The sequence below is a fragment of the Gulosibacter sp. GYB002 genome, from assembly GCF_036577665.1.
GTDB lineage: Bacteria > Actinomycetota > Actinomycetes > Actinomycetales > Microbacteriaceae > Gulosibacter > Gulosibacter hominis.
Window position 1 is genome coordinate 141,466 of the sequence record NZ_JARBDD010000002.1, and the last position, 26,639, is coordinate 168,104.

The window sequence follows — 26,639 nt, forward strand, 5'->3', positions numbered from 1 at the left end:
CCGGTCATTGGATTCCCTCGCCACCGCGAAGATCGCTGTGCTCTGGCGAAGGTGCCGCGCTCGTAATCTCATCCTGGTCATTGCTGGCTTCAAGGGCAATTCGTTATGAATTCACTCATCATCATGTTCATCGGCCTCGCCTTCATTGCGGCGGGCTATTTTCTCTACTCGAAATACCTCTCCGAAAAGGTTTACAAGCTCAACCCCCGGGCAATCACACCCGCACACGCGCAAAAAGACGGGGTCGATTTCGTCCCCACCAACAAGTGGGTGCTTTGGGGCCACCACTTCACCTCGGTCGCCGGCGCCGCACCCATCACCGGCCCAGCTATCGCCATGATCTGGGGTTGGCTCCCCGCCTTCCTCTGGGTAACTATCGGCACCGTATTTTTTGCCGGGATGCACGACTTCGGTGCCCTGTGGGCGGCCACCCGCAACAAGGGTCACACCATTGGTGATCTCGCCAAACGCTATATCGGTTCGCGCGGTTCACTGCTGTTCACCATCGTGATTTTCCTGCTGATCGTGATCGTCAATGCCGTTTTCGCTTCGATCATCGCCGGCCTGCTGGTGTCGACGCCGACTTCGGTGATCCCCACCTGGGGTGCGATTGTGGTGGCGCTGCTTATCGGTCAGGCAATCTACCGGTTCAAGTGGAACCTGCCGCTGGTGTCGATCGTCGGCGTTATCGTGCTTTACGGCCTGATGATCCTTGGCGATATGTTTCCGATCGTGCTGCCTGAAACCATCATGGGTATGTCGGCACAGTCGTTCTGGATTGTGGTGCTGTTCATCTATGCGGGTGTCGCATCGCTGATGCCGGTGTGGATGCTGCTGCAGCCGCGTGACTACATCAACGGTCTGCAGCTGTTCGTGGGGCTCGGCATCCTTTACCTTGCCATCATTCTTTCGGCACCCACCGTGCTGCTCGATCCGATCGCAACCGAGGTTCCTGCCGGCACGCCGCCGATCTGGCCGCTGCTCTTTGTGACCGTTGCCTGTGGCGCGATCTCGGGTTTCCACGGTGTGGTCGCCTCGGGCACCTCATCGAAACAGCTCGATAAAGAAACGGATGCGCGTCTGGTCGGTTATTTCGGTGCCGTGGGTGAGGGTCTGCTGGCGCTCGGCACTATCGTGGCCGTGTCGGCTGGTTTCAACACCGTTACCGAATTCCAGGATGCATACGCTAAGGGCGGTATCGGTGCCTTCGTTGCCGGTGGTGGCAATATCCTCAATGCCGGGCTCGGTATTCCGTTCAGCTTGAGCGCCACTATTCTCGCCACTATGGCGGTGCTGTTTGCGGCCACCACGATGGACACCGCGGTGCGGCTGCATCGTCTGGTGATTGTTGAGCTCGGGGCCCGAATGGGCGTCAAGATTTCGCCGCTGGTCGGCACCGTCATTGCCGTTGGGCTGGGGCTCGGGCTCGCCTTCGGTGCTGGCGAAAACGGTTCGGGCGGTATGGTGCTGTGGCCGCTATTCGGCACCACCAACCAGATTCTCGCGGTGCTGACGCTCGCGGTGCTCGCGGTTATTCTGATGCGCAAGCGCCGACCGGTGTTGCCGATTCTGATCCCGTTGCTGTTCGTGTTCGCGATGACGTTCTGGGCGCTGGTGCTGCAGTTAATCACCTTCGTCAAGGATGGTGACTGGCTGTTGCTCGTGCTCGGTGGCGCGGTCTTTGTGGCAGCGCTGTGGACGGTTATCGAGTCGGTCACTTCGATGCGTCGGGTGATGACCGAAGCTCCCGAGCCAGCAGACGCCGACGGTGTTGAAGAGTGGCCTGAGCAGGCTGAAGTGGGCTCGGGCCAGTCGGGCGCGGTGAACTAATGTCACCGCAACGGCAGCCGGGTGGCGGGGAGCAATCAGACTCTCCGCCTCCGGGCTGGCCGCAATTTGTGGCGTGGCTGCGCGAAAAGTTTGGTGCTTTTAGCGCGGGGCTAAATGAGTACTATGTGGGGCCGTATCGGCAGACCATGAAGCGTGCCGAGCGCGATGAAGACGATCTGTTGATGCTCTACATCTACGGTGAAGCGCTCGGAATTCCCGGGCCGGCAAACTACTACCTGATGGAGCTCTATCCGGTGCTGCTTGATGAGCTGCACGAGTGGCACACCCGGGTGGGGCTTGAGCGTTCGCCAATCGCGGGAGCCCGTTGCTGCTGAGGCGACTATCTCTCGGATGCAGCAACGACGGTACTAAACGGGGGTGCGGATATGTTCCGTGACGAGATCGCGCAGCGGCGCGTGCTGTTTTTTGGCGGTAAGGGTGGTGTTGGGAAAACCACCAGCGCTGCCGCGGTAGCCCTCGACCAGGCTCGGGCTGGCCGTCGCGTGCTGCTGGTTTCAACCGACCCGGCGCACAATCTTGGCCACCTTTGGGGTCGAAAGATTGGTGAAAAGCCGGTGGCGCTGCATCCCGGTTTGGATGCGGTGGAAATTGATCCCGACCGTGAAGCCGGCCGTCATTTCAAGGCGGTTGGGCAGCATCTGTACGGCATGATGCCCGAACATTTGCACGGCGAGGTGCGGCGTTATTTGCAGGTGTCGGCGCAGGCGCCGGGCGCCCATGAGGCGGCGATGCTTGAGCGCACCGCGCAGCTCACAGTTGATGGGCTGCGTGACTACGACCTGGTGGTGTTCGACACCGCTCCGAGCGGGCACACCGCGCGGCTGCTGGCACTACCCGAGATGATGGCGCAGTGGACGCGGGCGCTGCTCGATAATCGCACTCGTGCCGACCGTTTTGGTTCGGTGGCCCGCTCACTCGACGGTGGTAAAGAAGAATCAGGTATTGGTGCCCGTCGCAGCCGAGATCAGCGCATCCGCGAGCTGCTCGAACGGCGACAAACACTACTGGCTGAGTTTCGCGCCGTCATTACTGATGCCAAACTCAGCGGGTTCATTATCGTTTTGGCGGCAGAGCGGATGCCGGTGCTCGAAACACTCGAGTTGCGTAAGCAGCTGGCCGAGTCAAATATCGCGGTTATCGGCTATCTCATTAATAAGCGCACACCGGATGCGGCTGATAGCGAGCTGCTTGCCACCCGTCACGCGGCCGAAGAAGATTGGGTGGCGGAGCTTCGGAAGGGGACCGGCCGAGGCGCGCTCATCGTGCAAACGCCGCTGCTCGCGCACGAGCCGATCGGTGAGGCTGCGCTCATCGAGTTTGGTGGGATGCTGTGCGGCACGCGGTAGCCCCCGCCGCGTTGCGGTGCGTCGGCTTAGACTTTCCGCAAGAGCACTCGCTCAACCGTGTGATCGGCAGCTTTGCGCAAAATCAGCCGCGCGCGGGAGCGAGTCGCGAGCACATTCTCTTCCAGGTTTGGCAGATTGATTGTCGACCAAATTTCGTGAGCCGTTGCGCGCGCATCCGCCTCGCTGAGGTCGGCGTAGCGGCGAAAGTATGAGGATGGGTTGGCGAACGCGCCCTTTTGCAGCTTCAAGAAGCGTTCGATATACCAGCGCTCAATATCGGCGGTGCGTGCATCCACGTACACCGAAAAATCGAACATGTCGCTCACCGAAAGCGCGCGGCCCGGCTGCGGTGGCTGCAACACATTGAGCCCCTCAACGATGAGCACATCCGGTGCGTGCACCACGATTTCGGCGTCGGGAACGATGTCGTACACCATATGCGAGTAGAACGGCGCCCGCACCTCTGGCATACCCGATTTCACCTGAGTCACAAAGCGCAGCAGCGCCCGCTGGTCATATGACTCGGGGAAGCCCTTGCGATGCATAATGCCGCGCCGCTTGAGCTCGGCGTTGGGATAGAGGAAACCGTCGGTGGTGACGAGTTCAACCCGCGGGGTGTCATCCCAGCGCCGCAGCAGTTCGCGCAGCAGTCGCGCCACGGTCGATTTGCCCACCGCGACCGAACCGGCCACGCCGATCACGAAGGGTGTGCGAGCCGACCGCTCGCCAACAAACGAAGAGGTGGCGCGATGCAGTTCGCGGGCGTTCATGATGTGCAGGTTCAGCAGCCGCGATAGCGGCACATACACCTCACGCACCTCGGCGATATCCACCGGGTCGCCGAGCGAGCGCAGCCGCAACACATCGGCCTCGTTGATTGTGAGCGGGGTGGTGGGTGCGAGGGCCGCCCACTCGTCACGTGCCACCTCGAGAAACGGGGTCGATGAGTGCGCGCTGGTATCACGACGGTGGCCTGCCTGCATGGGGTTCAAGCTTAGCGAGCATCTCACTGGTTTTATGCGCGAGAATGGTGAGCATGTGTGGAATTGTTGGATACATTGGACCTCGTGCCTGCCAGGAGATTCTGCTGAGCGGATTGGGGCGACTGGAGTACCGCGGTTACGACTCATCCGGCATTGCGCTGGTTGACGATACGGGTGAGCTGCAGATGCGTAAGCGTGCCGGCAAGCTTTCGGTGCTGCGCGATGATCTTGCCGCTCACCCGATGCCTGACGGGAAGGTCGGTATCGGGCACACCCGCTGGGCCACGCATGGCGCCGCAAACGACCTCAATGCCCACCCGCATCTGAGCGATGGTGGCAAGCTCGCCGTGATTCACAACGGCATTATCGAAAACTTTGTGGCCCTGCGTGACGAGCTGCTCGCTGAGGGTGTTGAGTTTGTTTCTGAAACCGACACCGAAGTGGCGGCGCATCTGCTCGGCCGCGAATATCGTCGCACCGGCGACCTGATCGAGGCTTTCCGCGAAGTTGTAGGCCGACTCGAGGGCGCGTTTACGCTGCTGGCGGTGCACGCCGATCAGCCCGATGTGATCGTGAGCGCGCGGCTCAACTCACCGCTGGTGGTTGGGCTCGGCGACGGGGAAAACTTTCTCGGGTCGGATGTGGCGGCGTTTGTGGCCCACACCCAGACCGCAATCGCGGTGGGGCAGGCGCAGATGGCGATTGTGCGGGCTGATTCGGTTGAACTGACCGATTTTGACGGTAACCCGGTGGCCGGCGAACAGTTCCACATCGACTGGGATGCATCGGCTGCTGAAAAAGGCGGCTGGTCGTCATTCATGGCCAAGGAGATTTCGGAACAGCCCGAAACCGTTGAGAACACGCTGCGCGCCCGTATCAAAGATGGCCGAGTCGTGCTCGACTCACTGATCGACCTCGGCAGCGATTTTTTCCGCGAAATCAATCGCATCATCGTAGTGGCCTGTGGCACGGCCTCGTACGCCGGGATGACCGCCGCCTACGCCGTCGAGAAGTGGACCGGCGTGCCGGTGACCGTTGAACTCGCGCACGAGTTCCGTTACCGCCAGCCGGTGCTCACCCCGCAGACGCTGGTGGTTTCGGTATCGCAGTCGGGTGAAACGATGGACACACTGATGGCGGTGCGCTACGCCCGTGAGCGCGGCGCCAAAACGCTCTCGATCTGCAACACTCAGGGGGCCACCATTCCGCGCGAATCGGATGCCGTGGTGTACACGCACGCCGGGCCCGAGGTGGCGGTGGCCTCGACCAAGGCGTTCGTCGGACAGGTGTCGGCGCTTTACCTTGTGGGGCTCTATATTGCGCAGCTGCGTGAGTCGCTGCCGACGGCAGAAGTCGAGGAGATCACCACCGAGTTCGAGACCCTGCCGGGCAAAATTGCCGAGGTGCTCAACCACCACGAGCGCATCTATCAGTTGGCCAACTGGATGGCCGATACCCGCTCGGTGCTCTACCTTGGCCGCAATATGCTCTACCCGATTGCACTCGAAGGCGCGCTCAAGCTCAAAGAAGTGGCGTATATCCACGCCGAGGGCTTCGCTGCGGGTGAGCTTAAGCACGGCCCCATCGCGCTGATCGATCACGGTCAACCGGTGTGGGTGCTGGTGCCGAGCCCGCGCCACGATGACACCCTGCATCCGAAACTGATTTCAAACATCCAAGAGATCCGCGCTCGCGGCGCCCGCGTGCTGGCGGTTGCCGAACGCGGAGACGCTGCGGTGCTGCCGTTTGTTGACGAGGTGTTTGATGTGCCCATGACCAAGCCCGAGTTTGAGCCGCTGCTGCAGGTAATTCCGTTGCAGTTCTTCGCACTTGAGCTGTCGACCGCGAAAGGCCTGGACGTTGACCAGCCACGAAACCTCGCGAAGTCGGTCACGGTCGAATAGTCGATGATTGTCGGAATCGGCACCGACTCGGTTGAGATCGACCGAGTTGAGCGCGCGCTGCGACATCCAGGGTTTGCGCGGCGTGTGTTCATGCCGGCCGAACTCGAACTGCCGCTGCCCTCGATCGCAGCCCGGTTCGCTGCGCGCGAGGCGGTGGTGAAAGCGCTCGGCGGGCTGGGGCGGTTTGGTGCGGATGCGCCGCCGCTGCGCGAATTTGAGGTGGTGCGCACACCGCTCGGGCCGCCAGCGTTCAAACTCGGTTTAGCTGCTGCAGCTGCGGTGAGTAGCATCGGAGTGACCGCTTTGCACGTGTCGCTGAGTCATGACCGCACCTATGCATCCGCGTTTGTGGTGGCGGAGCGACTCGAAACCGGCTCGCAAGCGGAGACAACATGCTGAATTCAGCGGTAGAGGAGTGACCGTGGGTCCGATCATTGACGTCGACCTCAACGCCATCGTTCACAACTACCTCGCATTTGCCGATGCGGTGCAGGTGCCGGTGCTATCGGTGGTGAAAGCGGATGCTTATGGGCACGGAGCGCTGCCGGTGGCGCGTGCTGTGACTCAAGCCGGATGCGGCTGGCTCGGTGTCGTTGATATTAGCGAGGCACTGGCACTGCGCGCCGGTGGGGTGGCGGATGCGCGCATCCTCACCTGGATGCATTCGCCGGCCACCGACTGGGCGATGGCATTCGACGCCGATATCGATATTGCGGTGTCGACCATTGAACAGCTTTCGCTTGTGGAGCGGGCCGCCAAGAAGTTTTGCGGTAAAGGCACCAAAGCTCCGCGGGTGCACCTCAAACTCGATACCGGCCTGGGGCGTAATGGTGCCACCGCCAAGACCTGGCGGGCATTGATTGCTCAGGCGGCCGAGGCTGATCGTGCCGGAGTGTTGCGAGTGTGTGGCCTGATGAGCCACCTTTCGGGCACCGGTGCCGCTGAAGATGTACAGCAGGGCAAGCAGTTCGATGCTGCCCGCGAGCTGGCGCAGGAAGCTGGCCTGCACATCGAACACGCTCACATCGCCGCTACCGCCGGCGCCATGAAATATCCGCAAATGCGACACGACCTGGTGCGGCTGGGAATTTCGCTGTACGGCCTGGCCCCTGAAGAATCGGGTGCTGCGGATGCGCTAAAGCTGCGCCCGGCGCTGCGGCTGCGGGCACCCATTCGTCGTTTTGATAATCGCTGGGCTGTGGCGGTCGGTGAGGGCGACGGACTGCCACCGCTCGTGTCGGCGCTGCCGCCGCTTGTCGACTCGCAGGGCACCTATTGGAAAATTGACCGGATGGGGCCGCTGCACCTGTATTTGTCACCGATGGGGGAGGTGCCGGTCGATGAGAGCGCGGCGACAACAGCACCCGCGCGCGAGCTCGTTGTGATCGGCCACGGCCGCAATCAAGACGGTGAACTCGTCGGCGCCGACGCGGATGATTGGGCGCGTGCTGGCGGCACGATCAACTATGAAATCACCACTCGACTCACCCGCCGCATCCTGCGTGACTACGCTGAGCATCCTGCAGCCGAGGGCACCAATATTGCCTGGCCGCCGATGGAAGAGTCGGAGCAGCGCAGCAAGCGTTCGATCACCGCGCCGCTTCGCGAGGCGGTCATTGATCTCGAGCTTTTTCAGCGCCGGCTCACCCGCCTGACGCAGCGGTCGCTCGCGGTGGGGGCGCAGCGCCGCAGCGCCGAGTTCGGTGTGGACGTGTCGTCGGATGCGTACGGTCACGGTCTCGATCAGATTTTGCCGTATGTGCGCAGCTCAGGGCTGCCGATTGTGGCGCGCACCCGCACCGATATGGACGCCCTCGAACGTCGCGGCGTGACCGGGCACTATTTCCCCGACGCGCCCTCGGCCACCAGGGGAGTGTACGGCCTTGACCCGCGCGAACCGCTGCCACCGACGCTCTCGCTGGTGAGCGAATTGGTGAGCGTGAAGCGGGTTCCTGCCGGGCAGCGGGTGAGCTACGGCTATGAGTGGACCGCGTCGAAGTCGACCACGCTCGGGCTTGTACCGCTCGGTTATGCGGATGCGCTGCCGCGCAGCGCTTTCGGTAAGGCTCAGGTTATGGTTGCCGGCTGGCCGGCACCGATTGTTGGCCGAATTGCGATGGACCAGGTGGTCGTTGATCTCGGCGATCGTGAATGCTGGCCGGGGATGCGCGTGCAGGTGTGGGGCAGCGCCGGGAATGATCTCAGCCTCAGCCAGTGGGCCACCTGGACGGGTTGGTCGCCCGAGGCGCTGTGCGCGAATCTCGGTAGCCGGGTGGAGCGCCGCTACCGTGGCCGACAGGTCATGGTGGAGGTGAAATGAACGAGGTGCAGCTGACCGTTGCCGATTCGGCCGCGATGCATCGACTCGGTGCCGCTCTCGCGCAGCTGTGCGAGGCTGGCGATGTGGTGGTGCTCACGGGGGAGCTCGGAGCGGGAAAGACCACGCTGACGCGCGGTTTTGGTGAGGCACTGGATGTGCGCGGCACGGTTGCCAGCCCCACCTTCGTGATTGCCCGCACCCATCCCGCGCTCGGAGACGGCCCGGCACTCATCCACGTGGATGCGTACCGGCTGAGCTCGGCACTCGAGCTTGATGATCTCGATCTCGACCTGGATGCATCCATCACCGTGATCGAGTGGGGTGCCGAGATGGTCTCGGCGCTTACCGACAGCTGGCTCGAGGTGCTCATCGAGCGGCCCACGGGCACACCGGCCGCTGCTGACGAGCTCGAACAGCCGCGCCTGGTGACGGTTCGTGCCGTGGGTGGGCGATGGCAGCCCGTGCAGCTTGCGGGGCTTTCGGCTGCGCTTTGAACGCGAGCTGCCGTTCCGGGGGTGAGGACGACAGCAGTAGACTCGAGACTATGTTCCTTGCGATCGATACCTCGGCCGGCACCGATGTTGCGGTGGTGACCGACGCCGGGCGGTTGCTCGCCGAATATCGCCTGCCGGATGCGCGGCGGCACGCTGAAGCAGTGGGTGTTGCGATCGAACTGGTGCTGCGGGATGCCGGGCTGCGTCCGCGACACCTTGACGGCATTGTTTGTGGCATGGGCCCGGGGCCGTTTACCGGCTTGCGGGTGGGTGTGGCCGCGGCCCGCACCTTTGCGTTCGCTGCCGGTATTCCGCTGCATCCGGTTGCCAGTCACGATGCAATCGCACACGAATGGCGACACGGTCACGATCATGCCGGCCCGGTTTTGGTGACCACGGATGCGCGCCGGCGCGAGCTGGCCGCATCCCGATACGAACACGGTGAGCTGCACTCACGTGCGGGATTCACCCTGATTGCACCGGACGATGTGGCCGGTATTCTCGCCGCCGATCCCGAACTCGCCCGGGCGGATGCGCGGCAGGTTTCGGCGCACCATCTCACGCTCGCCTGGCTCGAGGCAAGGCAGGCGCAGCTGCCCGAAATTTCCGATGACATCCTCTATTTGCGTGCGCCCGATGCGAAACCCGGCGCGCAGCCGAAGCGAGTGACCGCATGACTCAGCAGCCAGCAACCCCGCATCCGACAACCCAGCAAATGACAACGCAGCCTGCCATTCGCACCGCCACCGCGGCAGACCTGCCGCAGCTGGTTGCACTCGACGAGCAGTCATTTCCACAAGCGTCGTGGAGTGAAGCCGCATTTGCCAGCGAACTTGCCAGTGAGCACACCGGGTATTGGGTGGCCGAACTGGCCGGAACCATCGTTGGCGCGGTGGGCATGCTCGCAGCGGCCGGCGCGGGCGAGGGTGACGTACAGACTATCGCCGTTGCGCCCGAGTATCGCCGGCGCGGGCTCGCCACCCGGCTGCTGCGTGAGGCGACCGCCTGGGCGGCGGACCGCGGCACGAAGCAGGTGTTCCTCGAAGTGCGCGAAACCGGCACCCCGGCGCGCACACTCTACGAATCGCTCGGGTTCACCGAGATTGGGCGCCGCGAAAATTACTATCCGGCCGAGCAGTGTGCGGCGATCGTGATGCGCGCCGATGCGCGCCAGCTGCTGACCGCGATCGAAGCGAGGCTGCGCGCGGGCGCTGCCGAACAGCCACTCGTGCTCGGTATCGAAACGAGCTGCGATGAGACCGGCGTCGGGATTGTGCGCGGCCGCCAGCTGCTCGCAAACGCCGTCGCCTCATCAATGAATGAGCACGCCAAATACGGGGGTGTGGTGCCAGAAGTTGCAGCCCGGGCACATGCCGATTCGATGGTGCCGGTGCTGCGACAGGCACTCGATGAGGCCCGTGTCGAGCTGCACGAGATTGACGCGGTTGTCGTCACTGCCGGCCCCGGGCTCGCCGGCGCCCTCATGGTGGGAGTAGGGGCCGCGAAAGCGCTCGCGGCCGCCACTGGTAAACCCCTCTACGGTGTCAACCACCTGGTTGGACATGTTGCTGCCGACCTTTTGCGTGATGAGGGTGCCGCCATCGAATTCCCCGCGATCGCGCTGCTGGTTTCGGGCGGGCACACCTCGCTGATCCGAGTCGATTCACTCACCGGCGACTCGCGAATGCTCGGCGAAACCATTGACGATGCGGCCGGTGAAGCCTTCGATAAGGTGGCGCGCGTGCTCGGGCTGCCGTACCCCGGCGGCCCGCATATCGACCGCATGGCTGCCGAGGGAGATCCCGGGGCCTTCACATTCCCGCGCGGGCTAACGCATCCCAAAGACCGCGACCGGCACCGGTTCGATTTTTCGTTTTCGGGGCTCAAAACCTCGGTGGCGCGCACAGTCGAAGGTTACGCCGATCGCGGCGAAGCCGTTCCGGTGGCGGATATTGCCGCAAGCTTCCGCGAGGCCGTAGCCGATGTGCTGCTCACCAAAGCAATCGACGCCTGCCAGCATGAGGGTATTCCTCGGCTGCTGCTCGGTGGAGGCGTGGTCGCCAATGCGCGGGTGCGTGAACTTGCCGAACAGCGTTGCGCGGCAGCCGGCGTCTCGCTGCACGTGCCGCCGCTGTCACTGTGCACCGATAACGGTGCCATGATCGCCGCACTCGGTGCCGAACTGGTTGCGGCCGGTCGCGCGCCCTCGCCGGTAAGTTTTGCTGCCGACTCCACCCTGCCAATGACCTGCGCCCAGGTGGTTACGGGTGCATCCGAACTGGCACCGGTAACCGGCACCGAGATGGAAACGACCCGTTAATTCCGTCAAAGTTTTGGGGGATCCCAGCATCTGCACCCCGATTACCGGCAAGTTGCAAACTTTTACCTCATAAGATGACGACGACAAGTAGCGTTACCTGGAGGCGTGATGACGGCATCGAACGACCGATCGCAGAACCCCATGCCGGCAAACGAGCCCGATGAAATCATCCACCTTGACGAGGGGGATGCGGGCGAAGCGGCAGTTCCCGCTGCCGGCGGCACATTTGGGGTTACTGACGAAGATTCGGCCTACGGTGCCTCCGGCGACGCGCATCCCGACCGTCAGGTAGACGATTCGGCTGTCGCGGCCGACGAACGCATCCAGCGGGCCAGACCAGTGCTGCCCGAAACCGAGGCTGAACCCGCAACTGTTGAAGCTGTGGTGCGTGACGGAAACCGTGAAGTGCCCGCAGCCGGCGGCACCTTCGGTGTCACCGAAGACAACTCGGGCTATCAGGCGCCCGGGCAGCGGCCGTTCGTCCCTGGACGGGCACGTGAAGAAGAAGGGCCGGGGATGCCCGCCAATGCGGGATATGCGCCCGCCGTTGAGGGACAGTTCGCGCCAACCCAGTACGGGCACGAGCCCGAGGCGGAGCACACCAGCGCACCGCAGACGCTCGCCTATATCGCGCTGGGTCTCGCGCTTTTTGCGCTGATCGCGCTCATGATTCCCGGCTGGGCCTGGATCGTTGGGGGAGTGCTCGGTGTCGGCGCGGTCATTGCCGGTGTGATCGGGATGCGCCGGTCAAACCGCTCGCTGTCGATGATCGCCACCGCCGGCGGTGTCGTGGCGGTTGCGCTCGCGGTCGCCACACTGGTGGTGCTGCTGATCGTTTAGCACCTTCGGGGGCGCTGCTGATCGTTCACCCCCTTCGGGGAACGGCCCTTGAAAGTTTGTGACCGGCCGGTCTAACTGCGCCGATGGTTTGTGACCGGCGCAGCGTCCGCGGATAGCTGGGAGCTAGCTGCGTTCGGCGAGGATGGCCACGCGCCGCTCACCGAGCCGCGTGCAGATGAGCGTGGCCGACTGTCGGCCCTTCAACTGCAGTTTTCGGCGGAAATCCTGCGGGTCGATATCCACTCCGCGCACTTTGATTTCGAGCGTGCCGATCTCGCGCTCCTGCAGCTCGCGCTTGAGCGTGGCGATATCGAGCTTGAACTGCTCCAAAACTCGGAACGACTTCGCAAACGGGGTCTCGACCGGCTCATCCGTGGTGATCCAGGCAATCTGTGGCGCAATCATCCGGCCACCGAGCTGACCGGCCAGCTGGCCAATAAACCGACCCCGGATGATGGCCGCATCCGGTTCGTGTAGCCACGCACCCAGCTCACCGACCGCGGTGTCGGGCACCGCATCCACAACCGATGTTGTAGCGGTCATTTCGGCGGTGCCGGTCGCCGAAATCAGCAGCGCACTGCGGCGCACCCCGTCACGGGCAGCTGGCCCAAACCACAGCGCACACTCGACGAGATCGCCACCAACTGAGACCCACTGTGCCTCGGCGGTGTCGGGGATGAGATCGTGATCGAGTGCCGGGCCGAGCTTGACTCCCACCGCGCGTTTGCCGTCGGCCAGCCCGAAAGCGAACTCGAGCGAGGGCTGCCACTGGGCGGGATCATTGAGGCGGATGCTGTCGCCGTGTTCGGTGGCACCCTCACGCTGGGCGCGACGTGCCGGGTCAAGAAATACCCCGTCGAAGTTCGTGAGATCGACCGTTTCAGCCGGTGCCTGATCAACGGTGGCGTTCGGGAACGGTGCCAGGTTGTGGGTGGCGATCGCCGCGGTGAGTTCATCTGCATCCACCGCGAGCAATTCGATGCCGAGACTGGCGACGGCCATTGAATCGGCGCCGATTCCGCATCCGAGATCGGCTACCCGCTCACACCCGGCACTGCGAAATCGATTCGCGTGATGGGCCGCAACCTCGAGGCGCGTGGCCTGCGCGAGACCGTCGGGAGTGAACAGCGTCCGCTGAGCAAATTCACCAAACTTTGGGTGCGCTTGGCGGCGCAATTTCAGCTGCGACATCACCACCGCCGACTGTCGTGGTGTGGCCCCGGCGCGGCGCAGCGCGCTCACCGCCGCCAGCGCATCACGCCCGGATCCGAGCTCGGCAAACTGGTCTAACATCGCCAGGGTTTCGGGAGTGAGCAGGGTGCGGGCGTCGTCAAGATTCATGCTTCTACGCTAATGGCGTACAGCCGGGAGCGCGCTCAGTTGGAACCTCCAGGAAACCGGCCGTAGAGTAATCGTTAGCACCCTCAGGGTGAGAGTGCTAAGACTTAGCCAGTAAGCATTTCTGCAACGAAAGAGGTCAACTGTGTCGGTGAACATCCAGCCGCTCGAAGATCGCATCCTCATCAAGCAGCTCGAGGCCGAGCAGACCACGGCCTCGGGTCTGGTCATCCCCGACACCGCGAAAGAGAAGCCCCAGGAGGGCGAAGTTGTCGCGGTGGGCCCGGGTCGTTTCGATGACGAGGGCGAACACCGTATTCCGCTCGACGTCGCGGTCGGTGACAAGGTCATCTACTCGAAGTACGGCGGCACCGAGGTGAAGTACGCGGGTGAGACCTACCTGCTGCTGTCGGCACGTGACGTGCTGGCAAAGGTGCTCTAAGCACAGCCAACTTGCCGATGCGCTGACATCGGCGCCCAGACGCGCGGGGCGTCACCGAGTACGGTGGCGCCCCGTTGCCTTTGTTTGATCGATTGCTGACGGTTGTTTCGAGGCGGATGCGTTCTGTTACGCTCGGCTTCGGCGGGCGGCCGGTGATCCGCGAAAACCATTAGCATGCAGCCATGACGCATCGCAGTGACCGGGCCGTCGGCATCACCCACGCACTATTTGCGTATGGCATCTGGGGCATCCTGCCCATCTATTTGTGGTTCACCCGGCCAACCGGCACCGTCGAGCTCATTGCCTGGCGGGTGCTGCTCTCGGTGGTGTTTTGCGCGGCGGTGCTCCTGATCACGCGGCGGTGGGCACGGTTCACTGCTCTGCTGCGTGACCGGCGCACGGTGCTGCTGCTGGCACTGGCGGGGGTGCTGGTGCTTGGCAACTGGCTGCTGTACGTGTGGTCGGTTGAGCTAAATAAACCCCTCGAGGGTGCGCTCGGCTACTACCTCAACCCGCTCATGTCGATGCTGTTTGGGATGCTCGTCTTCGGTGAGCGGTTGCGGCCACTGCAGGTGCTGGCGCTCGTGCTTGCAGTGGCAGCCGTGGTGGTGCTGATTGTCGGATATGGATCGCCGCCCTGGTTGTCACTTTCGATTTCGCTCACCTTCGCGCTGTACGGCGTGGTTAAAAAGGCAATCAGCGGACGAGTCGACCCGGTTGCGGGATTCATGGTTGAAACCGTCATGGTGACGCCGGTGGCGGTGGTGTTGCTGGTGCTGGTGATCGCCCAGGGGAGCCTCACATTCGGTACGATCTCGCCCGGCCACACGGTGGTGCTGCTATTCGCCGGTGTGATTACGAGCCTGCCCCTGGTGCTGTTTGCCTCAGCCTCGGCAAAACTGCCACTGATTGAAATCGGCTTCTTTCAATTTTTGGCACCCACGCTGCAGTTCATCGCCGGGCTCGTGTTGTTTCGCGAACACATGCCGGTCGAACGCTGGCTCGCGTTTGGGATTGTCTGGGCGGCACTGACGGTGTTCGTAATCGATATGGTCCGCAACCTGCGCACGAGCCGGAACCTGGTGGTGCCCACTCCCGGTGCCTAGCGGCTGGTGTTACCACGCTCACCGTGACACTCGGGCATCGGGGCGTAGGATGAGAGTCTCACTGTGTACCAACCCGTAGACCCTGGAGCTGCGCAGAATGACCGAACACAACCCGTTCGCTTTCACCGGACTCACCTACGACGATGTCCTTCTCCTTCCCGAAGAAACCGATGTCATCCCCAGCGAGGTTGACACCACGACCCAGGTGACCCGCAATATTTCGATCAAGGTGCCGCTGATCTCGGCGGCAATGGACACGGTCACCGAGTCGCGGATGGCGATTGCCATGGCCCGCCAGGGTGGTCTGGGCATCCTGCACCGTAATGTCTCGATCGAAGACCAGGCCGAAATGGTCGACCGCGTGAAGCGCTCTGAGTCGGGTATGGTGACCAACCCGGTGACCGCGACTCCCGATATGACCGTCGCCGAGGTCGACGAAATCTGCGGTCAATACCGTATTTCGGGTCTGCCAGTCGTGGAAGAGGGCAGCGGCAAGCTCGTCGGCATCATCTCGAACCGCGATATGCGATTCGTGCCCCTGAGCGAGATGCGCACCACCAAGGTACGCGAGGTGATGACCTCGCAGCCGCTGATCACCGCCAAAGTCGGTATCGACGGCGACGAAGCGTTTGCGCTGCTGGGCAAGCACCGCATCGAAAAGCTGCCGTTGATTGACGACAATGGTGTGCTCAAAGGACTCATCACCGTCAAAGACTTTGATAAGCGCGACAAATATCCAAACGCGTCGAAGGATGCGCAGGGTCGGCTTATCGTTGGCGCCGCGATCGGCTTTTTTGGGGATGCATGGGAACGTGCCGGTGCGCTGCGCGATGCCGGCGTGGACGTCATCGTGGTTGACACGGCCAACGGTCACTCGCGCGGTGAGCTCGAGATGATCAATCGGCTTAAGAGCGACCCGGTATTTAAAAACGTTGACGTTATCGGCGGCAATATCGCCACCCGAGAGGGCGCGAAGGCGCTCATCGATGCCGGTGCGGATGCAATCAAGGTGGGTGTCGGCCCCGGCTCGATCTGCACCACGCGGGTGGTTGCCGGAGTGGGTGTTCCGCAGGTGACCGCGATCTACGAGGCCGCGCAGGCCGCGAAGGGCAGCGGTGTTCCGGTGATCGCTGACGGTGGCCTGCAGTACTCGGGTGATATCGCCAAGGCGCTCGTGGCTGGTGCGAACTCGGTGATGCTCGGGTCGCTGCTTGCCGGCACCGATGAGGCACCGGGCGATCTGATCTTCGTGAACGGTAAGCAGTACAAGCAGTACCGCGGCATGGGTTCACTGGGGGCGTTGCAGACGCGTGGCAAGAAGACCTCGTACTCGCGCGACCGCTACTTCCAGGCCGATGTGCCCACCGATGATGACCTCATCGCCGAGGGCATCGAAGGTAAGGTGCCCTACCGGGGTACGGTGCGCCAGAACGTGCACCAGCTGATCGGCGGTCTGCACCAGTCGATGTTCTATGTGGGTTCGCGCACGGTGCCCGAGCTGCAGCAGCGCGGCCGATTCGTGCGAATCACGCCGGCAGGGCTGAAAGAATCGCACCCGCACGATGTGCAGATGGTGGTGGAAGCGCCGAACTACCGCCGCTAAGCACAAGAGGGGGGCGGGTATCCCAGTCGGGATACCCGCCCCCCTTGTTCTGCACTCTCGACGCTCCTCGCTCGGCGCCCATCGCTCGGCGCCCCGCACCACCGCGCGACCTTGCACACGGGATTTGTGTGTGTCCGCGTCATTTGTATGTGGCAGAACACACACAAATGACGCGGAGGCACACATTTGGCGAAGTTAGCGCGCCCGCGAAGCGTAGGCGTCGTTGTGGACGGCGCGCTATAGGCTGGTCCGGCGGTATTAGCTGAGCAGCCCCAGCAGCTCGTTGAACTTCGCGCTCGGACGCATCACCGCATTGGTCTTGTCGGTGTCGGGTCGGTAGTAGCCGCCCAGCTCAACAGCCCGGCCCTGCACATCCAGCAGCTCCTGGGCGATCGCGTCACCGTCGGCGGCGAAGGCGTCTGCCAGCGGCGCAAATTTTGCGGCCAGCGCTGCATCGTCGGTCTGCTTGGCGAGCGCCTCGGCCCAGTAGCGAGCCAGCCACAGATGCGAACCGCGGTTATCGATCTCGCCGACCTTGCGTGAGGGCGAGTGGCCTTCGTCGAGCAGTCGTTCGGTGGCAGCATCGAGCGTGTCGGCAAGCACACCGGCGGCGGTGTTACCGCGCTGCGACTCGAATCGCAACGACTCGGCCAGCGCCATGAACTCACCCAGCGAATCCCAGCGCAGGTGGTTCTCTGTCACCAGCTGCTCAACGTGCTTCGGCGCCGAACCACCGGCACCGGTCTCAAACAGGCCACCGCCGTTCATCAGCGGCACCACCGAGAGCATCTTCGCCGAGGTGCCCACCTCGAGAATGGGGAAGAGGTCGGTGAGGTAGTCACGCAGCACGTTGCCGGTCACCGAAATGGTGTCTTCACCGCGGCGGATGCGTTCGACCGAGAACTTGGTCGCCTCGATCGGCGAGAGGATGCGAATATCCAGCCCCTCAGTGTCGTGGTCACCGAGGTATTCGTTGACCTTGGCGATGAGGTTGAGGTCGTGTGCGCGGGTTTCGTCGAGCCAGAACACTGCCGGAGTGTTCGACAGGCGGGCACGGGTGACCGCCAGCTTCACCCAGTCGCGAATCGGCGCATCCTTGGTTTGGCAGGCGCGCCAGATGTCGCCCGTAGCGACCTCGTGCGACATGAGCACTTCACCAGCCGCATTGACCACCTCGACGCGACCGTCCGCGGCAATTTCGAAGGTCTTGTCGTGCGAACCGTACTCCTCGGCCTTCTGCGCCATGAGCCCAACGTTCGGCACCGAACCCATCGTGGCGGGATCGTAGGCACCGTTGGCCTTGCAGTCGTCGATCACGGCCTGGTAGACGCCGGCGTATGACGAGTCGGGGAGTACCGCGATCGTGTCGGCCTCTTCACCCTGCGGGCCCCACATTTTGCCGCCGATGCGGATCATGGCCGGCATGGATGCATCCACAATCACGTCGCTCGGAACATGCAGGTTGGTGATGCCCTTGTCGCTGTTCACCATGGCCAGTCGCGGACCCTCGGCGTAGCCGCGTTCGATGGCGGCGAGAATTTCATCGCGCTCGGGCAGGTTTTCGACACCGGCGATGATGCTGGCGAGACCGTTGTTGGGCGAGAGACCGGCGGCGGCGAGCACATCCCCGTAAGTGTCGAACAGATCGGGGAAGTAGGCGCGCACCACGTGGCCGAAGATGATGGGGTCGCTGACCTTCATCATGGTGGCCTTCAGGTGGGTCGAGAACAGCACATTCTCTTCTTTGGCGAGCGCCACCTGGGCGCGCAAGAACTCGTCGAGAGCGGCGGCGCGCATCACGGTCGAGTCGATAACCTCACCGGAGAGCACCGCGAGGTCGCCTTTGAGCACGGTGATGTTGTCGGCGGCGTCGATGTGGCGGATGGTGAGGGTGTCGTCGGCGGGCATCACAACCGACTGCTCGTTCGAACGGAAGTCGTTTTCACCCATGGTGGCGACGCGGGTTTTTGAATCGGCGGCCCAGGCGCCCATCGAGTGCGGGTGCTTGCGGGCAAAGTTTTTGACGGCGCTGGGGGCGCGACGGTCGCTGTTCCCCTCGCGCAGCACCGGGTTCACAGCCGAGCCCTTGATCTTGTCGTAGCGGGCCTGCACCTCGGGCGAGGCGTCGTAGTCGGGCACCGCGTACCCCTGGGCTTGCAGCTCGGCGATTGCGGCCTTCAGCTGCGGAATTGACGCCGAGATATTCGGTAGCTTGATGATGTTGGCCTCGGGAGTTTTGGCGAGCTCACCGAGTTCGGCGAGTGCGTCACCAATGCGCTGCGATTGGTCGAGTGCCTCGGGGAAGTTGGCGAGGATGCGGCCGGCGAGTGAGATGTCGCGGGTGTCGACCTCGACGCCGGCTTGCCGCGCGTAGGCCCGCACGATCGGCAGGAACGAGTGGGTGGCAAGTAGTGGGGCCTCGTCGGTGTAGGTGTAGATGATCTTCGCCATTAGCGTGCGCTCCAATCGTGATCACGGAAAGCGGCGGGTCGGGATGCGGTTGTCGCCGCGGCCGGTTATGTCCATCGAACCAGATTCGGTTCGGTGCCAGCTGGCGATTTGCGGCACCCGACCTCACAAACTCTCTTGACGTCGAGATTTCTCTTTGAGTTTAGCGATCTCGTCGCCGACGCCGGTGAACGCGTCGTGAGTAAACACCCGCAGCAACATCGCCGCGGGCTAATTTGCCAGCCCGAACGAGTGTTCAACCGCGCGCCGCCAACCCGCCACCAACTTTTCGCGTTCGGCGGCAGACATTTGCGGGGTGAAGCGGCGCTCTTCCCGCCACAGCCCGCGCAGCTCATCCAGCGACTGCCAAAACCCCGTCGCGAGCCCGGCAGCAAAAGCAGCGCCGAGCGCCGTGGTTTCGACCACCTCGGGTCGCACCACCGCTACATCCAGCACATCCGCCTGAAATTGCATGAGCATATTGTTCACGGTCATACCGCCATCAACACGCAGCTCGGTCAGCGGCACCCCGGCGTCGGCATCACAGGCGCGCAACACATCCAGCACCTGGTAGGCGGTCGATTCGAGCGTCGCGCGGGCAATATGGCCGCGGTGCACATAGCCGGTGAGTCCCGTAATCACGCCGCGCGCATCCGGCCGCCACCAGGGCGCGAAAAGTCCCGAAAAAGCGGGGACGATATAGCAGCCGCCGTTGTCGGCAACCGAGGCGGCCAGCGGCTCAATTGCCGCCGACGATTCAATGATGCCGAGATTGTCGCGCAGCCACTGCACCAGGGTGCCGGTCACCGCCACCGACCCCTCGAGCGCATACACGGGCGCGGCGTCGCCGAGCCGATAGGCCACGGTGGTGAGCAGTCCGTGCTCGGAGCGCACCGGCGTTTCACCGGTGTTGTAGAGCAAAAATGATCCGGTGCCGTAGGTGTTTTTCGCCGACCCGGCGGTAAACGCAGCCTGCCCAAAGGTTGCGGCCTGCTGGTCGCCCAGAATGCCGGCGATGGGGGTGCCGTGCAACAGCGACTGTGCTGCGGCGGCGCCATACACCTCGCTGGATGAGCGGATCTCGGGCAAAATCGCGGCCGGAATATCGAAGATCTCAAGCAGCTGCGCATCCCACTGGCAGGTGTCGATGTTCATCAGCAGTGTGCGCGAGGCGTTGGTGACATCGGTGGCGTGCACTCCGCCGTTGACGCCGCCGGTGAGGTTCCACAGCAACCAAGAGTCGATGGTGCCAAACATGAGCTCGCCCGCTTCTGCTCGCGCGCGCAGCTGCGGATTATTTTCAAATAGCCACACGAGTTTGGTGGCCGAAAAATAGGTGCTGGGAAACAGGCCGCTGCGCTCGCGGATGCGGTCGGCCTGCGGCGCGAAACGTTGCACGATCGTTTCGGTGCGGGTGTCTTGCCACACAATTGCGGGATGCACCGGCAGCCCGGTTTGGCGGCTCCACATCACTGTGGTTTCGCGTTGGTTGGTGATGCCGACGGCGGTGAGGTTGGCGGCGGTGATTTCTGCGGCGCCGAGCGCGAGCCCGATCACTTCGCGCACATTGCGCCAGATTTCGAGCGGGTCGTGTTCCACCCATCCCGGGTTGGGGAAGTGCTGGGTGTGTTCGCGCTGACCGGTGCCGCGGATGTGTCCGGCGCGGTCGAAAATGATGGCGCGCGAAGATGTTGTGCCCTGGTCGATGGCGCAGATGAACTCGCTCATTGGTCCAGTGTGACAGGTTCGCGGTTCATCCTTGCTGGAGTAATAATTCACGCTGGTTGCGTCAGGCGGTCGATCCTGCCACCGCTCACCAAGGCAACCGGATACCCTAGAAGGGTGACTGAAATTGAGATCGGCCGCGCCAAGCGTGCCCGCCGCGTGTACTCGTTCGACGATGTAGCGATTGTGCCTTCGCGCCGCACACGTGATCCAGAAGACGTGAGCACGGCGTGGAAGATCGACGCCTTTAATTTTGAGGTGCCATTCATGGCCGCGCCGATGGACTCGGTGATGAGCCCCGCAACCGCCATCGAATTTGGCAACCTGGGCGGTCTCGGTGTGCTCGATCTCGAGGGCCTGTGGACCCGCTATGACGACCCCGAGCCACTGCTGGCCGAGATCGCCGACCTGCCCGCAAAACAGGCGACGGCGCGCATCCAGCAAATTTATGCCGAGCCGATCAAGGGTGAACTCATCAAAGCCCGCCTGCAGCAGCTGCGCGATGCCGGCGTGGTGGTGGCTGGTGCACTGTCGCCGCAGCGCACCCAGGAGCACTACGAAGATGTGCTCGCGGCTGGCGCAGATGTGTTCGTGATTCGCGGCACCACCGTTTCGGCTGAGCATGTCAGCGAAACAAAAGAGCCGCTCAACCTCAAAAAATTCATTTATGAGCTCGACACCCCGGTCATCGTGGGTGGTGCCGCCAGCTACACTTCCGCACTGCACCTGATGCGCACCGGTGCCGCCGGCGTGCTTGTGGGCTTTGGCGGCGGTGCCGCCTCGACCACGCGCCGCGTGCTCGGCATCCAGTCGGCTATGGCTACTGCCGTTGCCGATGTGGCCGGCGCCCGCCGAGACTACATGGATGAGTCGGGTGGCCGTTACGTGCACGTTATCGCCGACGGGGGTGTGGGCAGCTCGGGCGACATCGTGAAGGCAATCGCCTGCGGCGCGGATGCGGTCATGCTCGGCACTGCGCTGGCGCGCGCGAACGAGGCACCGGGGCGCGGCTGGCACTGGGGCGCTGAAGCGCGCCACGAGCGCCTGCCGCGCGGCCACCGGGTGGAGGTTGGTGCCGCGGGTTCGCTCGAACAGATCGTGAAGGGTCCTGCCACGCAGGCACTCGGCGAATCGAACCTCGTTGGTGCCCTGCGCAGCGCGATGGCGAACTGCGGTTACACCGACGTGAAGTCGTTCCAGCGCGCAGATATCGTCATCGTCGGCAACTAGGTGGGCGGTATGCTGCGTACCGCGCTGCGGCCCAAGTGGCTGGCGCTGCTGGTGGTTGCGCTGGTGACGTGCGGGTTGTTTGCTGCGCTGAGCTGGTGGCAGCTGAACTCGGCGTTTAGCAGCGCGCGGGCACCGGTTGACGCCGATGAGTATCAGCGCGAAGTCCCGCTGGGCCAGCTGCTCGAGCCCGGTGTCGGAGTCACCGAGGAAGCCGCCGGGCGGATGATCGTGGCCGAGGGGTGGCTGGATGGCCGAGATACGGTCGTGGTTGAGGGGCGGCTGCAGGATGGTGCCGAAGGCTATTGGCTGATGGCGCGGCTCATCGTCGCCGATGCCGCACCGGTGGCCGGAGTTGCAATTGACACTCCCGAAACTGTCGCAGGTATGCATCCGAGCATCCCCGTGGCACTCGGCTGGGTGGCCGACCGCGGCCGAGCCCACGAAGTCGCCGCCGACCTCGCCGAAATCGCGCCGCCGTCAGCTGACGACGCCGAAACGATCAGTGTGGTGGCGCAGCTGCAGCCGCCTTCCGAGCCTCGGCCCGCGCGCAAGGCTGACGATCCGCAAACTGTGCTGACTCTCGCACCGGGGCAGCTGATCAACCTCTGGTCAGAACCTTCGCCGGGCTACTACTCGGCCACGCTGGTGAGCGCAAGTATCACCCCTGAGCTTTCGCTGCCGAATGATGTCGAGGCGATCGCGCTGGTTGGTGTCGACCAGAGCCTGCAGCTCAACCTGCTCAATATTTTTTATGCCATCGAATGGGTCATCTTCATTGGTATGGCGCTGTACATCTGGTGGCGACTGGTGCGTGACGAATACCTGGCTGAACGCGCCGCGGTAGCCGAGGCACCTGACCGGTTGGCAGCTGAGATTCGGCGCGAAAAGCTATTGAAAATTGCGGCGCAGCGCGCCGAGGCGACTGATCGAAAGGACGAATCATGAGCGACCAGATTGACCCGCGCACCATTCCGCATCCGCGCGAGTTTCCCACTATCCGGCGCTTTTTGGGGTTTTACAAAATCACCGCCTGGATCACCGGTATTTTGTTGCTGCTGCTGGTGGTCGAGATGGTGCTGAAATACGCCTTCCACCTCGAAATCGAGCTCCTCGGGCCGTTCGGGTTCATCACCACGGTGCCTGAAAACACCGTGGTGGCGGTGAACCTTTCGCGATGGATCCTCATCATTCATGGCTGGTTCTACGTCGTGTATTTGATCGCCAGCTACCTGGTGTGGCAGCGCATGAAATGGGAGCTCGGCTGGTTGCTGGCGATGGCCGGCGGTGGTGTGGTGCCGTTCCTTTCATTCATCACCGAGGCGCTGATGGCCCGCCGTGCAAAGCGGCAATTGGCCGAATACGGCGAATTTTGGGCGGCACACGATGATGAGCAGGCCGAGCTCGACCGCATCGAAGCGTCGCTGAGCGACGCCGAGCGCGCGGCGCTTGACGCCGAGGTCGCCGACGAGGTCAAGCGTCGCGGTGGGGAAGCGGCTGACGTGTAGCGAACGGTGGTGAGTTTTTCGCCAGATTTCGGGGCCAGGATGCTGTGGGGCGCATCCTGGCCCGAAATTTTTCCGCTGAGCTCACTCCGGGGCCACCGGCCCCACCGCGCACGCACGCTCGCGATGCCGGTCAGCGCGGCACCGTGCGGGCAGCTCGCCATTCGGAATACAATGACCGGGTGACTGCCCCAATTGTTACCGAAGCCCGTCCGGTACTCGTCGTCGATTTTGGCGCGCAGTATGCCCAGCTGATCGCGCGCCGCGTGCGCGAAGCCGGTGTGTACAGCGAGCTCGTGCCGAGCACCATCTCTGCCGCGCAGGTGCGCGAAAAAAACCCGGTGGCGATCGTGCTCTCGGGTGGGCCCTCGAGTGTTTATGCCGAGGACGCGCCCGGTTTTGACGCCGAAATTTTTGCGCTGGGTGTTCCCATGCTCGGGATTTGCTACGGCTTCCAGACCATGGCCACTGCCCTCGGCGGCGAGGTCGCCCGCACCGGCAAGCGCGAATACGGCTCGACCGCCGTTCGTCTCGAACCGGTGGAATCGACCCTGTTTGCCGATCAGCCGCACGACCAGATCGTGTGGATGTCGCACGGCGACTCGGTGGTGCGTGCCCCCGAGGGCTTTACGGTGCTAGCTGCCACCGATGCGACGCCAGTGGCGGCGTTCGCTGACGAGCAGCGCAAACTCTATGGCGTGCAATGGCACCCTGAGGTGCTGCACTCGCAGCACGGCCAGGCGCTCATCGAGTCGTTTTTGCACCGCTCCGCGGGGCTGCCGGCCGACTGGAGCGCGGCCTCGATCATTGACGAGCAGGTGGCCCGCATCCGCGAACAGATCGGTGGCGATGAGGTGATCTGCGCGCTTTCGGGCGGCGTCGACTCGGCGGTGGCGGCGGCGCTGGTGCAGCGCGCCGTGGGCGAGCAGCTGACCTGCGTGTTCGTCGACCACGGCCTGCTGCGTGCCGGCGAACGAGAGCAGGTTGAGAACGACTTTGTGGCAGCAACCGGGGTGCGCCTGGTGGTGGTGGACGCAGTCGACCAGTTCTTGGGCGAACTCGCCGGTGTTACCGACCCCGAAACCAAACGCAAGATCATCGGCCGCGAGTTCATTCGTGTGTTTGAAAAAACGGCTGCCGAACTCGTTGCTGCCTCGCACACCGATGACATTCCCGGCGAGATCAAATTCCTCGTGCAGGGCACCCTCTACCCGGATGTTGTTGAGTCGGGTGGCGGCACCGGCACCGCGAACATCAAATCGCACCACAATGTTGGTGGGCTTCCCGAAGACATGAAATTTGAGCTCGTTGAGCCGCTGCGTGCGCTGTTTAAGGATGAGGTGCGCGCGATTGGCCGCGAACTCGGTGTTCCCGAGGTGATCGTTGCCCGGCAACCTTTCCCAGGGCCGGGTCTGGGCATCCGCATCATCGGCGAGGTGACTCGTGAACGGCTCGACCTGCTGCGCGAGGCCGACGCCATTGTGCGTGAAGAGCTCACCGCTGCCGATCTCGACAGCCAAATCTGGCAGTGCCCGGTGGTGCTGCTCGCGGATGTGCGCTCGGTGGGCGTGCAGGGTGACGGTCGCACCTACGGGCACCCGATCGTGCTGCGTCCGGTTTCAAGCGAGGATGCAATGACTGCCGACTGGTCGCGGTTGCCCTACGAGGTGCTCGCGCGCGTTTCAAGTCGCATCACTAACGAGGTGGATGGCATCAACCGAGTGGTGCTCGACGTCACCTCGAAACCACCGGGGACTATCGAGTGGGAATAAACAAGCGGCGGCCTCCGGGCCGCTTTCTTGTTTGCGGTCGGTCGTCTGCATTCGGTCGTTTGCGCCCGGTCGTTTGAACCTGTGGGCTGCCGTGTCAGAGTCGATGCCGCGCACGCCTCATTCGGCAAATAGCCGAGGCAGTGTTTCGCCGATGCTCGAATGCAGTTCGACCACACCCTCGGCATGCTCGTAGCCGGTGGCGTCGCGGTTGATGATCACCACGGGTTTGCCGAGTGAAAGGCAGCGCTGGGGGAGCGCCGCGATCGGATACACCACCAGCGAGGTGCCGAGCACGAGTAGCGCATCCGATTGGTCGGCCAACTCAAATGCCGCATCGATATTCGGTAGCGCTTCGCCATACAGCACCACATCGGGGCGTAGCAGCCCGCCGCATTCGCAGCGGAACGGGGTCGTCGGTTGCAGCTGCTTGTTGGCATCGGCGTGACGCCCGCATCCGGTGCAGTAGAACCGCGCGAGCGAGCCGTGCGCTTCCACTACGTGCTGTGAACCCGCGGCGGCATGAAGGCCGTCGATGTTTTGCGTGATGATTCCGCTCACCCGCTTTTGCCGCTCGAGCGCTGCCAAGAGCCGATAGGCGGCGTCAGGTTGCACTCCTTGAAAATTGAGATTGGTGCGCAGGTAGTCGAAAAACAGTTCGGGATGCGTTTCCAGGCAGTCGATTGAGAGCAAATACTCGGGCGGGTAGTCGTGTTTGCGGCTATAGAGCCCCGACGCCGAACGAAAATCGGGGATGCCCGCCTCGGTTGACATGCCCGCACCAGTGAGCACCGCTATTTGCCGTGCTGTCGCGAGCGCTTGCCGCGCCCGAGTGAGTTTGTCGTTCATCCGGTCTCCGCTCCCAGTGCGAAAGCTGTCGTGGTTCGTTCTAGTTTCGCTGGTCGGCCAATACCGCCGGTGTAGGCTTGGCCGGGTGAAAGCAATTCGTGCTGGTTATACCCGTCATCCCTGGATTGCGCTTTTGCTTGATGTCGCAGTCGTCATTTTTTTCGCCACGCGGGGCCGCGCGAGCCATGACCTCGGCACCGGGATGCTCGAGATTTTGCTCACCGCGATGCCGTTCTTGCTCGCGCTGGTGGCGGCATGGATTTTTGTTGGTATGGCGGGGCAGCTTCGGATCGTGTCACTTGTGCCCACTCGGTTTTGGGTCGCTGGCGTGATCATCTGGGTTATGACCGTGTTCGGTGGTGTTGGTATTCGCCTGATGACCGGCGACACTGCCGCGATGCCGTTCGTATTGGTGACCGCTGGCGTGCTGGGCGCACTTTTCCTATTGCCGAGGCTTCTGCTGCACAGCGACCGGGCGTTTGCTGAGTGGCTGGAAGAACGCAACGCGAGCGCAGCCTGAGCCGTGACCCCGGCCGGGTGAAGTAATGCTGTGGGTGAACACGGCATAA

The 26,639-nt window shown here is 63.2% G+C and carries 23 protein-coding genes; 18 read left to right on the forward strand and 5 right to left on the reverse strand.

The genetic code is table 11. From position 1 onward, the window contains the following. Positions 1 to 105 precede the first annotated feature (105 nt). Genes PV375_RS01875 through PV375_RS01885 form a run of 3 tightly spaced genes read left to right on the forward strand, consistent with a single transcriptional unit; the run spans position 106 to position 3,197 of the window. Entirely contained in the window at positions 106 to 1,830 is a 1,725-nt protein-coding gene (locus PV375_RS01875; protein ID WP_332105900.1) for a carbon starvation CstA family protein, read from the forward strand. Next, positions 1,830 to 2,165: a cory-CC-star protein gene (locus PV375_RS01880; RefSeq protein ID WP_332105901.1), complete on the forward strand. Its 336-nt coding sequence runs from the start codon at positions 1,830 to 1,832 to the stop codon at positions 2,163 to 2,165. Before PV375_RS01875 ends, PV375_RS01880 begins: the two co-directional genes overlap by 1 nt. Before the next feature lie 51 nt (positions 2,166 to 2,216). After that, complete coding sequence (locus PV375_RS01885) at positions 2,217 to 3,197, forward strand: ArsA family ATPase (protein ID WP_332105902.1); 981 nt, start codon at positions 2,217 to 2,219, stop codon at positions 3,195 to 3,197. A gap of 26 nt (positions 3,198 to 3,223) precedes the next feature. On the opposite strand, the gene coaA is transcribed toward PV375_RS01885, so the two are convergent. Beyond that, on the reverse strand, positions 3,224 to 4,180 hold the full coding sequence (coaA, locus tag PV375_RS01890; protein WP_201522173.1) for a type I pantothenate kinase: 957 nt from the start codon (positions 4,178 to 4,180) through the stop codon (positions 3,224 to 3,226). Positions 4,181 to 4,233: 53 nt separating this feature from the next. Between coaA and glmS the strand changes: the two genes are divergently transcribed. The 7 genes from glmS (at position 4,234) to PV375_RS01925 (ending at position 12,058) form a co-directional block, all read left to right on the forward strand. Continuing rightward, entirely contained in the window at positions 4,234 to 6,084 is a 1,851-nt protein-coding gene (gene glmS, locus PV375_RS01895; protein ID WP_332105903.1) for a glutamine--fructose-6-phosphate transaminase (isomerizing), read from the forward strand. Positions 6,085 to 6,087: 3 nt separating this feature from the next. Further along, positions 6,088 to 6,483, forward strand: coding sequence for a holo-ACP synthase (acpS, locus tag PV375_RS01900; RefSeq protein ID WP_332105904.1), 396 nt, complete (start codon positions 6,088 to 6,090; stop codon positions 6,481 to 6,483). A gap of 22 nt (positions 6,484 to 6,505) precedes the next feature. Further along, positions 6,506 to 8,404 carry an alanine racemase gene (locus tag PV375_RS01905; RefSeq protein ID WP_332105905.1) on the forward strand — a complete coding sequence of 633 codons (1,899 nt, stop codon included), beginning with the start codon at positions 6,506 to 6,508 and terminating at the stop codon, positions 8,402 to 8,404. Next, positions 8,401 to 8,898: a tRNA (adenosine(37)-N6)-threonylcarbamoyltransferase complex ATPase subunit type 1 TsaE gene (gene tsaE, locus PV375_RS01910; protein WP_332105906.1), complete on the forward strand. Its 498-nt coding sequence runs from the start codon at positions 8,401 to 8,403 to the stop codon at positions 8,896 to 8,898. Before PV375_RS01905 ends, tsaE begins: the two co-directional genes overlap by 4 nt. Positions 8,899 to 8,948: 50 nt before the next feature. Then, positions 8,949 to 9,575 (forward strand): tRNA (adenosine(37)-N6)-threonylcarbamoyltransferase complex dimerization subunit type 1 TsaB, encoded by a 627-nt coding sequence (tsaB, locus tag PV375_RS01915; RefSeq protein ID WP_332105907.1) that lies wholly within the window; start codon positions 8,949 to 8,951, stop codon positions 9,573 to 9,575. Beyond that, complete coding sequence (gene tsaD / locus PV375_RS01920; RefSeq protein ID WP_332105908.1) at positions 9,572 to 11,218, forward strand: tRNA (adenosine(37)-N6)-threonylcarbamoyltransferase complex transferase subunit TsaD; 1,647 nt, start codon at positions 9,572 to 9,574, stop codon at positions 11,216 to 11,218. The genes tsaB and tsaD overlap by 4 nt, the downstream gene beginning before the upstream one ends. Positions 11,219 to 11,326: 108 nt before the next feature. Next, complete coding sequence (locus PV375_RS01925; RefSeq protein WP_332105909.1) at positions 11,327 to 12,058, forward strand: hypothetical protein; 732 nt, start codon at positions 11,327 to 11,329, stop codon at positions 12,056 to 12,058. Between the two features lie 123 nt (positions 12,059 to 12,181). On the opposite strand, the gene PV375_RS01930 is transcribed toward PV375_RS01925, so the two are convergent. Next, positions 12,182 to 13,399 carry a class I SAM-dependent methyltransferase gene (locus PV375_RS01930; RefSeq protein WP_332105910.1) on the reverse strand — a complete coding sequence of 406 codons (1,218 nt, stop codon included), beginning with the start codon at positions 13,397 to 13,399 and terminating at the stop codon, positions 12,182 to 12,184. Positions 13,400 to 13,541: 142 nt separating this feature from the next. On the opposite strand from PV375_RS01930, the gene groES reads away from it, so the two are divergent. From groES to guaB, 3 genes are all read left to right on the forward strand, one after another. Further along, positions 13,542 to 13,838: a co-chaperone GroES gene (groES, locus tag PV375_RS01935; protein ID WP_332105911.1), complete on the forward strand. Its 297-nt coding sequence runs from the start codon at positions 13,542 to 13,544 to the stop codon at positions 13,836 to 13,838. Between the two features lie 182 nt (positions 13,839 to 14,020). Then, positions 14,021 to 14,944: an EamA family transporter RarD gene (gene rarD, locus PV375_RS01940; protein WP_332105912.1), complete on the forward strand. Its 924-nt coding sequence runs from the start codon at positions 14,021 to 14,023 to the stop codon at positions 14,942 to 14,944. Positions 14,945 to 15,041: 97 nt separating this feature from the next. Then, positions 15,042 to 16,547 (forward strand): IMP dehydrogenase, encoded by a 1,506-nt coding sequence (guaB, locus tag PV375_RS01945; RefSeq protein WP_332105913.1) that lies wholly within the window; start codon positions 15,042 to 15,044, stop codon positions 16,545 to 16,547. A 258-nt stretch (positions 16,548 to 16,805) separates the two neighbouring features. Here guaB and PV375_RS01950 read toward each other — a convergent pair whose 3' ends face one another. Together PV375_RS01950 and glpK are read right to left on the reverse strand one after the other, a co-directional pair. After that, positions 16,806 to 18,998 carry an NADP-dependent isocitrate dehydrogenase gene (locus PV375_RS01950; protein ID WP_332105914.1) on the reverse strand — a complete coding sequence of 731 codons (2,193 nt, stop codon included), beginning with the start codon at positions 18,996 to 18,998 and terminating at the stop codon, positions 16,806 to 16,808. Positions 18,999 to 19,226: 228 nt separating this feature from the next. Then, positions 19,227 to 20,723, reverse strand: coding sequence for a glycerol kinase GlpK (gene glpK, locus PV375_RS01955; RefSeq protein ID WP_332105915.1), 1,497 nt, complete (start codon positions 20,721 to 20,723; stop codon positions 19,227 to 19,229). Between the two features lie 114 nt (positions 20,724 to 20,837). Here glpK and PV375_RS01960 point away from each other — a divergent pair, with 114 nt between their 5' ends. From PV375_RS01960 to guaA, 4 genes are all read left to right on the forward strand, one after another. Beyond that, complete coding sequence (locus PV375_RS01960) at positions 20,838 to 21,950, forward strand: GuaB3 family IMP dehydrogenase-related protein (protein ID WP_332105916.1); 1,113 nt, start codon at positions 20,838 to 20,840, stop codon at positions 21,948 to 21,950. A 9-nt stretch (positions 21,951 to 21,959) separates the two neighbouring features. Next, entirely contained in the window at positions 21,960 to 22,895 is a 936-nt protein-coding gene (locus PV375_RS01965; RefSeq protein WP_332105917.1) for an SURF1 family cytochrome oxidase biogenesis protein, read from the forward strand. Further along, positions 22,892 to 23,455, forward strand: a complete 564-nt coding sequence (locus PV375_RS01970; protein WP_201518556.1) for a DUF3817 domain-containing protein — start codon at positions 22,892 to 22,894, stop codon at positions 23,453 to 23,455. Before PV375_RS01965 ends, PV375_RS01970 begins: the two co-directional genes overlap by 4 nt. A gap of 179 nt (positions 23,456 to 23,634) precedes the next feature. Further along, entirely contained in the window at positions 23,635 to 25,224 is a 1,590-nt protein-coding gene (gene guaA, locus PV375_RS01975) for a glutamine-hydrolyzing GMP synthase (RefSeq protein ID WP_332105918.1), read from the forward strand. 117 nt (positions 25,225 to 25,341) lie between these two features. Here guaA and PV375_RS01980 read toward each other — a convergent pair whose 3' ends face one another. Next, positions 25,342 to 26,070 carry an NAD-dependent protein deacylase gene (locus PV375_RS01980; RefSeq protein ID WP_332105919.1) on the reverse strand — a complete coding sequence of 243 codons (729 nt, stop codon included), beginning with the start codon at positions 26,068 to 26,070 and terminating at the stop codon, positions 25,342 to 25,344. Between the two features lie 85 nt (positions 26,071 to 26,155). Between PV375_RS01980 and PV375_RS01985 the strand changes: the two genes are divergently transcribed. Continuing rightward, entirely contained in the window at positions 26,156 to 26,590 is a 435-nt protein-coding gene (locus PV375_RS01985) for a DUF3054 domain-containing protein (RefSeq protein WP_332105920.1), read from the forward strand. Positions 26,591 to 26,639 lie beyond the last annotated feature (49 nt).